At 64.6% G+C, this 13,246-nt stretch carries 11 protein-coding genes, 1 tRNA gene and 3 pseudogenes; 8 read left to right on the top strand and 7 right to left on the bottom strand.

The features are described 5' to 3' along the window. Positions 1-339: 339 nt before the first annotated feature. A complete protein-coding gene (locus CP978_RS15085) occupies positions 340-1,113 on the bottom strand; it encodes a hypothetical protein (protein WP_174498637.1) in 774 nt (257 codons plus the stop codon). Between the two features lie 329 nt (positions 1,114-1,442). Next, on the bottom strand, positions 1,443-1,826 hold the full coding sequence (locus tag CP978_RS15080; protein WP_227745377.1) for a hypothetical protein: 384 nt from the start codon (positions 1,824-1,826) through the stop codon (positions 1,443-1,445). A gap of 85 nt (positions 1,827-1,911) precedes the next feature. On the opposite strand from CP978_RS15080, the pseudogene CP978_RS35650 reads away from it, so the two are divergent. The 4 genes and pseudogenes from CP978_RS35650 to CP978_RS34880 form a co-directional block, all read left to right on the top strand. Then, positions 1,912-2,130: pseudogene (locus CP978_RS35650) on the top strand (RRQRL motif-containing zinc-binding protein); the annotation flags it as partial. Further along, a pseudogene (locus CP978_RS15070) lies at positions 2,100-2,468 on the top strand (DUF6251 family protein). The pseudogenes CP978_RS35650 and CP978_RS15070, both read left to right, overlap by 31 nt. A 194-nt stretch (positions 2,469-2,662) precedes the next feature. Next, positions 2,663-2,995 carry a DUF952 domain-containing protein gene (locus CP978_RS15065; RefSeq protein WP_043441161.1) on the top strand — a complete coding sequence of 111 codons (333 nt, stop codon included), beginning with the start codon at positions 2,663-2,665 and terminating at the stop codon, positions 2,993-2,995. Between the two features lie 559 nt (positions 2,996-3,554). Beyond that, positions 3,555-3,695 (top strand): hypothetical protein, encoded by a 141-nt coding sequence (locus CP978_RS34880; RefSeq protein WP_158508332.1) that lies wholly within the window; start codon positions 3,555-3,557, stop codon positions 3,693-3,695. A 531-nt stretch (positions 3,696-4,226) separates the two neighbouring features. Here CP978_RS34880 and CP978_RS15060 read toward each other — a convergent pair. After that, positions 4,227-4,301 (bottom strand) — tRNA-Arg (locus CP978_RS15060). A gap of 101 nt (positions 4,302-4,402) precedes the next feature. Further along, positions 4,403-4,969, bottom strand: a complete 567-nt coding sequence (locus CP978_RS15055) for a hypothetical protein (protein WP_052454133.1) — start codon at positions 4,967-4,969, stop codon at positions 4,403-4,405. Positions 4,970-5,349: 380 nt separating this feature from the next. On the opposite strand from CP978_RS15055, the gene CP978_RS15050 reads away from it, so the two are divergent. Both CP978_RS15050 and CP978_RS36400 read left to right on the top strand, forming a co-directional pair. Continuing rightward, the gene (locus tag CP978_RS15050; protein ID WP_043441158.1) at positions 5,350-5,712 is read left to right on the top strand and encodes a hypothetical protein; all 363 of its coding nucleotides are present in this window, start codon (positions 5,350-5,352) and stop codon (positions 5,710-5,712) included. 184 nt (positions 5,713-5,896) lie between these two features. Next, a pseudogene (locus CP978_RS36400) lies at positions 5,897-7,021 on the top strand (zinc-ribbon domain-containing protein); the annotation flags it as partial. A gap of 27 nt (positions 7,022-7,048) precedes the next feature. Here the strand turns inward: CP978_RS36400 and CP978_RS35645 are convergent. Further along, positions 7,049-7,210 (bottom strand): hypothetical protein, encoded by a 162-nt coding sequence (locus CP978_RS35645; protein ID WP_227745673.1) that lies wholly within the window; start codon positions 7,208-7,210, stop codon positions 7,049-7,051. Here CP978_RS35645 and CP978_RS36395 point away from each other — a divergent pair. Further along, entirely contained in the window at positions 7,163-7,918 is a 756-nt protein-coding gene (locus tag CP978_RS36395; protein ID WP_227745631.1) for a zinc-ribbon domain-containing protein, read from the top strand. The two genes, CP978_RS35645 and CP978_RS36395, sit on opposite strands and share 48 nt — an antisense overlap. A gap of 372 nt (positions 7,919-8,290) precedes the next feature. Here CP978_RS36395 and CP978_RS15040 read toward each other — a convergent pair whose 3' ends face one another. Then, positions 8,291-10,033, bottom strand: coding sequence for a DUF262 domain-containing protein (locus tag CP978_RS15040; RefSeq protein ID WP_144401454.1), 1,743 nt, complete (start codon positions 10,031-10,033; stop codon positions 8,291-8,293). Positions 10,034-10,836: 803 nt separating this feature from the next. Between CP978_RS15040 and CP978_RS15035 the strand changes: the two genes are divergently transcribed. Next, positions 10,837-11,427, top strand: a complete 591-nt coding sequence (locus tag CP978_RS15035) for a hypothetical protein (RefSeq protein WP_144401453.1) — start codon at positions 10,837-10,839, stop codon at positions 11,425-11,427. Between the two features lie 328 nt (positions 11,428-11,755). Here CP978_RS15035 and CP978_RS15030 read toward each other — a convergent pair whose 3' ends face one another. Next, a complete protein-coding gene (locus tag CP978_RS15030; protein WP_043441155.1) occupies positions 11,756-13,132 on the bottom strand; it encodes an IS1380 family transposase in 1,377 nt (458 codons plus the stop codon). Positions 13,133-13,246: the final 114 nt, after the last annotated feature.

The raw sequence follows: 13,246 nt of genomic DNA, 5'->3' as shown, positions 1-13,246 counted from the left end.
CCCCCGTGCCGTTGTTCGACTGGGTGGCCTTCGACGCATGACCATACGTAGACAGCGGCCGTCCTGCGAGGTGATATGCAACTGTCGGCCCACACGCCGACCACCGCGGCATTTGAGAGGCAAGCTGCGTGAGCTGCGCTTCGGGCTTCCGGCAAAGCTCTCCCCGGAAGCCGCGGTTATGCCGTAGGACATGGGTGACGCGCCGAACCTGCTTGATCCTCCCCGGTGGCTGGGCCAGGGCCCGCGCCGGGGTTCCGCCGAACGCGGCATTCGCCACCTCGCGGTGACGGTCGTCCCCAGGCTCCCGACACACGAGCCGGAAGCCTGGGGTCACCGGTACTACTTCAGCTTGACGCTGTTGCCGGTGGACGATCCCGCCGCTGTGGTCGTGGTGCCGGAAAAGCTCCAACGCCACGTGCCCGAGGCAGTGATCTTTACCTTCGCGCTCAGCCGGCCTGTGCTGTCGGTGGTCACGGTCTTGACCGTGCTGTACGAAGAGGTGCCGGACTTCTTGAACTGCAGCCGCACCGTTTGGCCTGCGAAGCCCGGGTTCTTCAGGGTCTCCCAGTTGGCCCGGGTCAACTTGCCCTTCACTGTGAGCGTCCCGTTCTTGGCGACCTGCTGCGGGGTCGCATCGATGGTCAGCCGGGACGCCCGCTTGACCTTGTAGGAGGCGATGCCATCCCCCTCGCAGAAGTCGCCGTCCTTGGCCTTGGCATCAGCGTTGACCACCCAGACCCCGGCCACACGGTTCACCTTGTCGGTGAGGACCGGCGCCCACGCCGGGTCGATGGTCATCGTCGCCGTGCAGACGGAGGTCGTGGCGCTGGTCTCCTTGCAGGAGGTGCCCGTCCAGGCCGCAAAGCCGAGCAGATGATCCCTGCTGAAGGTGCTCACCCGGGTGAGGCCCTTGACTCCGTGGTTGTCCTTGACCGTGACGGCGATGGGATAGGTGAACCTCCCACTGGTGCCGACGACCACGTTCTTGCCGTGGTTGACCACGACCTTGGTGATGCGGATGTCGCCCTTCGAGTCGGCCTGGGCAGCCGGCGCGCTCAGCACACCCGCAACCAGCGCGACCGACGCCGCGGCCAACACTGTTCTTCCTCTCAACGCTCGCCCTCCCTGTTGACGGAGGGGGCAAAGTAGCGGCGGACGCCAACGCCCACCCCAACGCAGGGTGACCGACTGCGGTCGCCGGGCTGATGTCTCACCAACGGGCAAGAAGAAAGAGCATTGCAGCGGCCGGGGTACGGGCCGTCTCCTTCCCGGCCGAGCTGCTCGACGAGGTGACGCGCCACTAGGAGCAGTTCGCCGCTCCCGGGCATGATCGGCCAGCTCTACCACTGCCTGCAGTACAACCGAACCTATGACGAGACCGTGGCCTTTCCCGAGGGGAGCGTCCCCTCGCAGACAGCATCGGCCTGAGCCACCAGGCTGCGCTACCGGATAACACAGATGTCAGGCAGCACCGACGCCTCCACGCCTTCCCGGGCCAGAACCTGCTGGGCCAGCCCGCGGGCATGGCCCCACCCGACGTCGCTGATCAGAGCCGCTGTCGTCCACCGATCGGGGGACTCATCGCGAGTCATCTCATCGAAGATCGAATCGATCATCCGCAGGTCGGGTAGTGCACCACGGCGGAGGAGTCCCTCCTCCACCAGGCGCTCGGCCATGCGGAACGCGTGATCGAAATCGAGGGCGATCTCATCCGCCACGACACCGTGTTTCTCCAGCCATGCCGTCTGGGCCGGCGCAGGCGCCGCCAACACGATGAGTGCCTCCATCAGGAGGCGATGGCGCAACGCGGGATCCGGACTCTCCACGCCCCGATCGTGCCACGACTTCACAGAACAGAAGCACCCCCCTGTTCGACCACAACCAACTTGACCCGATGAGCGCCTGAGGTGTCTCTACCGCATCGACCGCGCCAAGCCGGTGCGTTTGATGACCTCGGCCCGCTGGGCAGCTCTGGCCAAGACCAAAGCCGCCCACCGCACCTGCCCCGAGTGTCGCCGTGACGCGGGATACGTCATCCCGTCTTCGCTCGGCATGTGTTCGACCTGCACTTTCCCCGACAACGTTCCGGAGGGTGCGTCATGGAACAGCTCCCCGCGCACTGTCCGTTGACGGTCGTCCAGCTTCCCGACGGCAGCCACGTCTACGCCGACCCTGCCTCCCTGCCCGCCCAACAGCCCACCGGGCCACAGGTGGTGCACATCCACTAAGTGCCGCCGGACCGCGCAGTGCAGCGCGTCGCACTCGGCTCCGGTGTCGGGGCCGGTCCGGTCGCGGCCGGCGTCTACTTCGGCCCGCTGCTCGTCGGCGTCCTCACTGCCATCGCCGTGAACCTCGCGATGCTCGCCTTCATCTCGCTCGTGCTCGGCTGCGCCGTGGTCACCGTCGTCCGCTCGATGGACGGCAGCGACGGCAAGGCCGCCGCCAAGCGCCTGCGCCGCGGGCGCTGAGGCGCGGCAGCGCTGGTGCAGAGTCAACGGCGCTTGCAGATCTCCTGGTATCGCCGCTCAACGTCCCCTCTGATCCACCGCAGGCAGAAGCCTAGGCCAAGAGTTCAACAATCAGTGCGGCAGTTGGTCACAGCCTGCCGGACCGGCGCAATTTACAGACGCGCGCGGCAGGGCCGCGCCCGTAACGTGGCTGCATGCCGAAGCCTCAGCACATCGTGCACATCACCGAGCGCCCTCTATGGGAGACGGCCCGTGAGTCCGGCACCTACGAGATGTCCACCCGCGGCCGCACGCTCCGACAAGAGGGGTTCGTTCACTTCTCCACCCGCGACCAGCTCCCGCGTATCGCGGCCTTCCTCTACGGCGACTACGAGGGTCCCGACGAGTTGGTGGTGCTGGTCGTGGACCCGGCCCGGCTCGATGTCCCGCTGAGGTACGAGGCCATGCCGCCGAACGGCGAGGAGTTCCCGCACGTGTACGGGGCAGTGCCGGTCGAGGCCGTGGTGGGCGTCGAGCCCTGGGGGTGAGCGAACAGAGGGGTGCGCCCTCGCTTGGTGTGGGCGATGACCGAGGGGCCGGGGAAGCTAGCAGTCAGAGCGGGTGCGCTAGAGCCCCCGCTTGGAAGAACGCGTACGCGGGTGCGGCCTGAGCTGGCAAGAGGCTGACCTGTGCGTTCCTAGGCTGTGAGCTGTGGTTCCCCGTTGTGCCCCGTCGGTCGTCGCCCTGTCGGGCATGCCAAGGGCACGGTCAGCCTTCGCTGTTCTCGGGTGCCGTGAGATCCACCCATATCCAGGGCCTACGGTCCCACGCGCGCACTTCCCCTACAACGAGGTCAACAGTCGTACCCACAGGCGGCAGCTCCTGGGCCTGGCCGACCAGGGCTGACCAGCGGGCCATGTGGGGCCCGGGCTCACGATTCCGTGAGCACCGCTCGGCATTCGCGGTGCGGGTTCACTTCGTCAGTCGCTTCGGGGAACGGTGAACCGCAGCCCCCGTGGCTGGGGTTGCGCCGCTAACCCCTCGGTTCTCCAAGATCGGCCTTGGCCCCCGGCGGCGGGTGCCGTGCCGCTTTGATGGAGGAAGTACATGAAGGGCGAACGTACTGCGATTGCTGCGCTGGGCGCTGTGGTTGCCGGAATCATCGCCGTGTCGCACCCCTCGCTCATTCCGGCGATGACGCTGGCGGTAGCCGTGTGGGTGGCGCTCGCTCTCCATCTCAAGTTGTGAACCAGCTCTGTCAGAAGCACGCCGCGACAGTTGGAGGAGAGAGATGAATCCTGACCCCCATAACTCACCCTGCCAGGCAGAGACGCCTACGACGACTTGGGAGGACGTCTATGTGCCTTCGGCTCTCAGCGACCCACTGCCGGTCTGGGGGGACGTAGACGTGCCATCTGCCTTCAGCGACCCTCGTCCAGTCGGCTGGCGGGACTGCGATGACGTGCCGCGCGCGCTTGAGATTTTGGATGCCGACGAGGCAGAGAATTCGTGAGCAACGGCCGAAAGGCGGCCCGGACGTCACTCTGGGCTGCCCTCGCGGTCCGTGGCGGCGGGCGGAGAGGCCGGTAGTCGCGGTGGGTTCGGTGTGGCGAGGGCGCCACAGTGTCCGCAGCGATATTGCGGCATGCCGATCGGGTGGGTGATGTTCGGAAGATCATCTCCCCGTCCGCTCACGCAAACGGCTCCGGACGAGGAGTCCGAGGCCGAGTAGGAGCCCTCCCTGGGGGATAAACCCCAGGTCAGAGCGGTAATTCGTTGTGCCCCCGGCAGGATTCGAACCTGCGACACCCGCTTTAGGAGAGAGGATGGGGTGTCTGGCCGGTGACCTGCGGCTCTGATGGTGGAGCTACCGGGCGCAGGTGCGTCCGCCAGGCACCTGTATTGACCGTGGCTGACCCCTGTATCTGGCACGGTCGTGGCACGGGCTTCGCTCGTCAGTCGGCGGTCGTGCCGGGGCGGGGATCGGCCAACCGGATGCAGTCACCGAGGGCGGCAAAGGGCACTGGTGGGCCGGCCGCCGCGCGAACCGCGCCCAGGCTGGCGCTGTCCGTGTCCAGAGCGGCGACGACTGGGTGGGGGAGTACGTAGAACAGCCACTGGGCTGTGTCGAGCGGGTTGTAGACAGCGTGTTCACGAGCGGTCTGGACGGCGAAAACGTAGACGTCGGCGTTGTACGACCTCGCCTCTGAGTAACCGCTATCAGGTGACCACGTGCGAGCGCGGAGCCCACTGAAGCGGATCTGGGACGGTGCTCGTTGATCCCAGGCTTGCAGGTATGCGCCAGCCTTGACTTCGATGCACAGTCCGTCGTCGGTCTCGACATCGTGGCTTGCCCATTCCACACGAGGCTTGTGGGAGCCGACCGCCTGGTGGACCAGAAATTCGGCGAACAGGCCGCGTGTGTTGTTCATACGGAGGTCCGGCATGGCGAACCGCCAGAAGTCGACCACGGTTGCGTCCGGGACGCCGACGATTGACTCGTCGCCGCGGAGCGGGGGCATGGGACGCGGGGTCAAAGGCAGACGAGCAGACCGCTTCATGGGCCGCAGTCTGCCAGGTCGGCGAGACGTGCGCTCTTGCGCATCTGCTGCTGACAGCCTTTGCCAGAGCGCTGGTTGGGTGGCCGCGAGGGGTGGAGCCGAGCCCAAGCTCTCAGCTTGGGAAGCTTGGGTTGTCTACGAGTGGTCGCTGAACTGACCTGCGGCGGAGCGGCACCGGAGCCTGACAGGCTGGCGCCCTGGTCCCCGCCATTCCCCATGGTTCCGTGCACGATCTGGCACGGTTCTGGCACGATCTCTTCGTCTGCTTGTAGCAGTACCGGGCCGGTGTGCCTGGCCGGTATGCGCAGGCTGGGCAGTGGCCATGCGATGGGGGAGGGGCAATGAGGATCACGGATCCGGAGTACCCGACAGCGGTCGAAGCGGCAGTGGAGATCTTGCGGGAGCGGGCCCGTCGGGGACAGACCATCACGTACGGGGAGCTGAGCGCCGAGTTGGCGACACAGGGCTTCGACTCCATCCCGCCTCACCGCGGAGTCATGACCTACCTGCTCAAGGATGTCTGCCTTCACCGTAACGAGGACGGACGAGCACCGATGCTCTCGGCGATCGTGGTGAACAAGGCGAGCCGGGAGCCATCCGACCAGTTCTCCGGCCTTGCTCGAAGCCTGCCCTTCGCCCGGCCGGCCAACTGGACCTGGCGGGACGAGCAGCAGCAGGTGTTCGCTCAGCACCGCGAGCAGTGACGCCAGCCCTCGATCCCCGCTTTAGGAGTTCGATCAGTGGGCCGTTCCGCCGGTGGTCGATACCGTCCGCCGTAGATGCCCATCCCGTGGTTGCCTGTCGGGATCTGCCGGTGTGCGCAGCCGTTGATGTCAACCCCGGACGTCAGAGGGGCCACGGTCGGCCGCCGACCTGAAGGGACTGAAGATGCCGCTGCGGAAACCTCAGCCGGGGGAGTCACTCAACGAGCGCTATCCCGCCGTCGCGGCCGACTGGCACCATATCCTCAACGGGAAGCTGGCCCCTGAGAATGTCAAGCCTTTCTCGGCGTTGAAGGTCTGGTGGCGTTGCTCGAAGTGCGCACATGAGTGGCAGGCGGTCGTCGGCAACCGAACGAAGCGAGCCTCCCGGTGCCCCGAGTGCTCAGTGCGGCTTGTCCGTGAAAGCCGCACTACTCCGGGGGCAGGTGAATCGCTTGCCGAGGCGGACCCGAAGCTGGCGACCCAATGGCACCCGGAGAAGAACAGCCCGCTACTGCCGACTGACGTAAAGCCGAACCGGTCGCTCAAGGTGTGGTGGCGTTGCCCGACATGCGGTCACGAGTGGCAGGCCATGATTAGATTGCGGGCTTCGGGCCAGGGATGCCGCAGGTGTGCCGCTCGTCTCCGTGCCGGGGAGCGAAGAACGACGTCTCCCCGGAGAGGGCTCCGGCTACCAGACCACCTGCTTGCCGAGTGGCATCCACTCCGGAACGATCGGGAGCCGTCCACCGTGACGGGCGGTAGTGACTATCGGGCGTGGTGGCGCTGCTCAGAGTGCCAGCATGAATGGCAGGCATCCGTAGCGAACCGCGTGGCTCACGGCTCGGGTTGCCCATCCTGCGCTCGCCGCCGACGTGCTGAGGCAGCCAGTCGTCCCGCACTGGGGCAGTCTCTGGCCGACCTGCAGCCGGAGTTGATCACTGAGTGGGACGTTGATCGCAATGGGACTCTGAGCCCCGCAGATATCCGCCCTGGAAGCCTACGGGGCGTGTGGTGGCTTTGCTCAAGATGCGGACTCAGTTGGCGGGCGGCACCGAGCTCGCGCACCTCACGTGGCTCTGGCTGCCGCAAGTGCTCGGCGCGGAAGCGGGCAGAGAAGCAACATACGCCACCGAAGGATGGGTCGCTGGCCGATGCACTGCCCGATGTGGCTGCCGAGTGGCATCCAACTCTCAATCACCCGCTGCGACCTGAGGCTGTCAAGCCCCAATCGAATCGCAAGGTGTGGTGGCGATGCCGTGAAGGCCACGAATGGCCCACGAGAATTGTTCACCGTGCCAACGGTCGGCGTTGCCCGCTGTGTCTGCTGCATGGCACATCAGCTCAGCAGATCCGTCTCGCTGCCGAGCTGACTGCTCTTGGATTGCCGGTGTCGGCGCGGCACGAACCGATCAAGGTCACCGGTCGGCGTGCCGTCCGAGGTGACATCGTTTTGGCCGACTGGCGTGTCGTTGTCGAACTCGATGGGGAGTTCTGGCACACCGGAAATATGGCACGCGATGAGGCGCAGACGAAGGCCCTACTTGGCGTCGGCTGGCACGTGCTGCGACTACGCGAAGGGAAACTGCCCAAACTGGACGTCGGTGAGGTGTCGGTGCCTGTTCCCGCCTACGCCGATGCGCACACTCTCATGTGCGCAACCGTTGAGGGTCTCGCACAACTCGGATGCGACGTCCCCGATATACGAAACTACCGCTCGGCCAGGCGACCCATCGCCACCGCACAAGCCGACATCGACATCTATTCTCTGCGAGATATAAGCCTTGCCTCCGAGTTCCCCGACGTTGCCGCAGAGTGGCATACGACGAAGAACACTACGGACCCTGACCGAGTAGCCCCCTACGCCAACACGAAGGTTTGGTGGGCCTGTACCGCGTGCAAGCATGAGTGGCAGGCTCTCATAACCAACCGCACAGCAAATGGCTCGGGGTGCCCAATGTGCGGTCGGACACGATCAGGCAATTCCCGCGCGACCCCTAAGCCAGGTCGTTCCCTCGCCGACCTATTCCCCCATGTGGCTGCGATCTGGCATCCGACGTTGAATGGGGAGGTCACCCCGGCTGACGTGAACCCTGGTTCAAACAAGGACCGATGGTGGCTCTGCCCTCGTTGTAGAAGGGCTTTCCTCTCCACACCACACAACCGGAAGAGGGCCGCTCTGCTCTGCCGGTCTTGCTCGCTCAGTTAGCCATCCCCGTGGAATGCGCTCTCTGGATGGCACGACTGGGCCGGCACGTTCACCTTGGCTGCCGCAGCCGCCCGTGAACTGCGGCCACTCACGTGGTCCAGGCTCCTCGCTCGCAGGTGTCTTCTTGCCCTGGGTCTTGTCGGGGATCCTGGGGAGCTGGGTTTTTGCTGGTCAGGGCAGTGCTCATGGGCGGCCGAGTGGTCGTCATTGGTCGTCGTCGGCCACTGTTGAGCGGTCTCGGACGGCCCAGGGACGGCCCAGGGGCGATCACTCGTCGCCAGGCCGCCACTCGTCGAGGCAGACCCTGACCTGGTGACTGGTGCCGGGCGGCGCATCCTCAGCGACCACGCCCCCCGGCCGCGCCATGACCTCCTACCTGTAAGGCCATGCTGCGATGGCAAGCTTGGCCAGCTCCACTGCTCGGGCGTCAGAATCGGCAAGCGTCCAAGTGGTGTTCTGTCCAAGCTCTCGCGTGAGCAAAAATTTGGACTGCTGATACACCTGAGACTTTTCCTCAAATGGCTTGTCTTCCAGTTTTCGATTCAGAGTACGTTCAAGCAAGGTGTAGTTTTTCAAGCTATCCCTACCGGCCTGGAAGCGCTCGTAATCCGCCGACGAGGAGAACTCGGCCTGCGCTGAGCTTCTGGCTAGAATATGCTCGACAGATACCGACTTACCACTCCAGTCGGGCTGTGCTTCGACGCTCATACCTTGTGCAGCCAGGTACTGACGCTCCACTTGTGCGAGTAGGTATTTAGCTCGCCCTGTACTCACAGCACCTGATGAGATTACAGCCTGACGGAACTCTTGATCCGTGGGGATAAGTTTGGTCAGTGATTCGAAAACATGCTCCTGGTTCTTCGACTTCCCGGCAGAAACCGCCACGGCAGCATCACTGAAAACTTCTTCTGCAGTTCCACCGCCGAGCCGCCCGGCGAACCATGCGCGGACCGACCAGCCAGCAATCTTATTCACCATCTTGGCCGCAGGCGTGATCTCCCAACTGTTGAGAATGGCGAGAAGGAGGGGCATGCTAGATTCGAATCCGAATCTACGAAAGGCCAAAAGCGAGTCCCTTACGTCGATGTCTGTACGGCCCCAAAACTCGCTATCCGGTTCTCGGATGGCAGTAAACGGCTGCAGGCTATCTTCGAGCCGTCCAACGTAATCCCGAACCCTTTTCTGCCCTCTCCCGATACTCGACTGCAAAACCTTATAGAGCTTGCGTGTCGTTACTTTCCCTTCGCGCGAGGAGTGTTCATGCCTGATGAACTTGACCAGATCCTCAGGCTTGTCGAACTCACGTGAGATGGTCGACCACTGCTGCTCAACGTGATCCAAATAGGTCCTCGATTGACTGAACAGGTAATTCTTCAGGAGGTCTGCGGTAGTAAGGTCGGCGCCCCTATCATTGAGCGTCTCGAAGATTACATATGCTTCGGGGAGCCCGGAGGCCACAGCAAGCAGCACCTGCACATTCTTGTCCAAGTGCGTTACAACATTAACCAAGTCCCTGTAGTGAGCCTCAGATGGTGCTATTTCTGTCAGGTGAGAAAGGCACATCTTGTGGCATGTCGCGATCGGATGCTTATCGTCTATTGGTGCCTGGTTGGCGAGAATGTCTTCATAGACGCGCACGTCCTCTGCGTTGAGCTTTAGGCGCGTTACGTTGTCCTCTTCTTCGAGGTCGAAAGTGCGAAGGAAATTCTTGTCGATCACGTTGGCCGGTTCGAGTTTATTGAGTTGCCGCAACCTGTCACGCACCGCTGTTACCAAGATAGCGGTGGTTGTGAGACGCTGCTGGCCGTCTACGATGCTCTGCCGACTGGGGTCTGCGACGTCATCAGCGAGGACCACTGTGCCCATGAAATAAGGTTGTGACTCGTTTCGGGCCGTTTTCAAATCGTCCAAAAATTCAGTTACGTTAGCCGGTTCCCACGAATATCCTCGCTGAAATCGCGGTACGCTCAGTAAGCGGTCCGAGAGCAGGTGCGCCAGTCGATCGTGTCCAAACTGTGCCGGATCTGCCATCGCAATTCTCGCCTTCTGTCCCTCTATTATTTCCTGTAGCGCGTCGCCGCCACGCTTGTCGCCGCTGTTCGCTGAGGCCGTCACAAAGATCTTGCCCTGCAGACGGTGCTGCTGTCAGCCGTTAGCCAGAATCCGAGGTCGGTGGAACGGCTTTGGACTGGAGTTTCAATGACCCAGTCAAGCGCCGCTTCCCCGATCCTGGATCACCAGTTTGGAAGATCGCGTATGCGGATCGGGTCTGAGCTGGCGATTGCTGACCCGTGGTTTCTCGGGCCATGCTCCGCTGTTCCCCGCTACCCCCCCCCGGGCTTCGCCGCTCGATCGGACACGTGGCGGGCACGGGGCGGACTTCCCGCCTGCGCGCCGGAAGCTCACCGCAGGAAGGGGTCGGGCTAGAAGGGAGGTTGCCAGCCGCCCCAGCGCGTCTTGTGACCGGGCGGGGGCCAGGATTCCGTTCCACCTGGATGAGGCCATAGACGACCCAACCATTCACATTCCGGGATCGCACCTTCCCAGTCGTCGGTGCGCCGGTCGGCCCAGGCCCGGCCCACCATGACCGGCCGGGTCACCACGCCGTTGGTGGCCTCCTGCACTCGCACTACCAGACCGAGCCCATTGACACCAGGGTTCCCGCGCGGACCGTAGGACACATCGAGCACCTCACACCAGTGCGCGTGCAAGAGGAACCGTTCCAGATCGGCGGGGACGCAGACAGTCAGCTCCCGTCCCCAGAACGTCACCTAGGGCCGTGGACCGCGTCGACCGCGACGCAGAACAACCGGCCGTCGACAGCCCAGAGCCGGCCCAGTGGCCTGACGCTCCCGCTCTACCTACTCGATTCTTCTAAAGCTGACGCCTACGTGAAGCCGATTCGCTAGCTTCTGACCATGGATCCGAAGGTCATTACGGCGATTGTGACTGGCATCGCGACGATCACTGCTGCCGTATTTGTTGCAGCCCTTCAATTTGCGGTAAAGCTACGGGAAGAGCGGAGGCTCACCCACGTAGCGCTTGTCGAAGCTGACGCCAGGGTTGCGGCCGCTTTCGTCGCGCTCATGAGTAGGGCGCATGCCCGAGGCGACTCAGTGGTGAGTGAGGGCGCGCTGGAACCTCTGCTTCAGGAGGGGGCGCTAGTTGATGTCCTCCGAACTCAGCTCGCCAACCAGATCACTGGACCTACCGATCCTGACTTGCTGAAGCGCATCGATGCTGCGTTGGACATAGTGCAGCTTCGCGTTCACGCAGTCGGGGGCGCCGAACAGGAGGCAGCCATGCAGGCCGTCGTGGCGCTGGGACTGCAGCACCCGTTTCTTACCCAGGCGGCGCTCACAGGTCTGCAGGGTCGGAATATTTATCGCCCAGTCAGCAACTTCAGTGCTGCGGAAGGGGCTCTCAAGGCACGACAAGCCTATGACGCGAAGCGCCTGCGTCTGCGGCGGCCGGATCGTGCTAGCTATTGGTTCCGCCGTGGCGCCTGATGATCTTGGCGCAAGGTCGGTGGAACGACTTTGGACTGGAGCTGCTTTGGGGCGAGTGATCATGGCCCCGTAAGCTTCCGGCGAGTCGGGCAGTCTGTGGACCTGCCCGGTAAAGCACGACGTTGGGGCCATGATCTTCGAGGCTCGCCCCAAAGTGGCTGTCTAACCTCGAACTTTCGTGATGGTCCGCCGACGGAGTTGGCGGACCATTTCTCGTTCTGCGGTTGAGGGCGGGCAGGGCTGCGGCCCGGGTGTCGCCTCGGGTAGGCGCCGGGTTCCACTGCTCCGGGTCGGGTGGTGCTGCTTGTCGGGACAGGGAATCTGCTGGTCAGCCGGGGTTCGGGAGGTGCGCGAGCCGGTCGAGGGCGGCAGTGATGTGGCTGGTCCAGGGCCAGTGCCGGGCGAGACGGAGGATCCGCCGGCGCCCGGTGGTGACGAGTTGCCCGGCCGCGGTGAACAGGCGGAGCCGCAGGCGGCGGGGTTCCCAGAGTCTGGCCTTGCCGGTCAGCGCGAGCATCGGCATCCAGGCCAGCAGGTCCAGCGCGATCTGGACGATCTCGAGCCAGATGCGGTTCTGAGCGGTGTGGTGCAGGGGCAGGTTCCGCAGCCCGGTGGCCCGGGCGGCCCGGATGCGGTCCTCGGCCCGGGCCCGCAGCCGGTGACGGAGTTCGAGGTCGGCGATCGGCCGGGTAACGGTGTTGGTGGCGAAGCAGGTCAGCCGCATGCCGTCCGCGTCGGTGAGCCTCAACTGGGCGCCCGGGTGAGGTCGTTCCTTGCGGACGATCAGCCGCATGCCCTTCGGCCAGCCGGCCAGGACGTCGCCGGTGAGTTCGGCAACCCAGGCGCCGTCCCGGATCTCGCCGTCCGGCTCGACGGCCGGTGTCCAGGCCGAGGTCGGGACCTTCAGCACGTGCTGGTGGATCGCGTCGGTGATCACCATGCCGACGGAGTAGGACAGCCAGCGCCCGCGCTGGGCGAGCCAGGCGACGAAGTCGTGGGTGCCGCCTGCGGAGTCGGTGCGGATCAGGGTCTGCCGTCCGCGCCGGTACTTCTTCGGCAGTTGAGCGAGGGCCAGGCGGGCTGCGGTGATGTGGTCACAGGCGGTGTTCGATCCCGCGTTCCCGGGCCTGAGCAGGGCCGCGACGGGTTCCCCGGTGCCGGCCGGGCCGTGGTCGACGAACCCCATCAGCGGGTGGTGGCCGTAGGTCCGCTTCCAGGTCGGGGCGGCGTCCTGTTTGTCGGAGTGCGCGATCACCAGCACCCCGTCCAGGTCGATGGTCACCGTCCCGTCCGCGTCTGGCGCCTTCCGGCCAGCCAACTCCCAGACTTTGTCGCGGACTTCGGCCCGAGCGGACCGGATGGCCTGCAAGGCGGTGTCGCCGGAGGCGGCGAGGGTGTCGATCAGGCGGGAGACCGTCGGGTCGGAGGCGACCGGCCCGAACACGGCCGGCTCGGCCCGCAGCATGCCCACGTCGGCCAAGCAGTCCCCGCCCATCGCGACCGCCAGGGCGAGGTCCAGGACGACCTTCCCCGGGTCGTGGAGGGCCCGCGGCCTCCGCCACGGAGCAAGCACGGCGGATATCACCTGGTCGAGACCGGCCTTGCGGACCGTTTCCACCAGCAGGACCGAACCTGCCTGCGAGACCACCTGACGGCCGTCCCCCTGGACACGGACACGCGGGTACGACGAGATAGGCTCTCTCACCTGGAAAGTGCTCTTTTCCTTGCAGCCAACAGGACCCTCAGCAAGTCCTATCGTCGCAGGTCAAGGGCGCTTTCCTCGTTTCTGGTCAGCCCTTGGACAGCCCGCTTCGTGAAA

Origin of the sequence: Streptomyces nodosus (assembly GCF_008704995.1) — a bacterium.
GTDB classification, from domain to species: Bacteria; Actinomycetota; Actinomycetes; order Streptomycetales; family Streptomycetaceae; genus Streptomyces; species Streptomyces nodosus.
Note: the sequence above shows the minus strand (reverse complement) of the source record. Positions and strands in the feature narration are given on the sequence as shown.

Excerpts from the sequence above, each read along its gene's own strand:
- CP978_RS15065 (WP_043441161.1), top strand. The coding sequence starts at position 2,663 with ATGCCGAAGCCTCAGCACATCGTGCACATCACCGAGCGCCCTCTATGG.
- CP978_RS34880 (WP_158508332.1), top strand. The coding sequence starts at position 3,555 with ATGAAGGGCGAACGTACTGCGATTGCTGCGCTGGGCGCTGTGGTTGCC.
- CP978_RS15055 (WP_052454133.1), bottom strand. The coding sequence starts at position 4,969 with ATGCCCCCGCTCCGCGGCGACGAGTCAATCGTCGGCGTCCCGGACGCA.
- CP978_RS15050 (WP_043441158.1), top strand. The coding sequence starts at position 5,350 with ATGAGGATCACGGATCCGGAGTACCCGACAGCGGTCGAAGCGGCAGTG.
- CP978_RS15035 (WP_144401453.1), top strand. The coding sequence starts at position 10,837 with ATGGATCCGAAGGTCATTACGGCGATTGTGACTGGCATCGCGACGATC.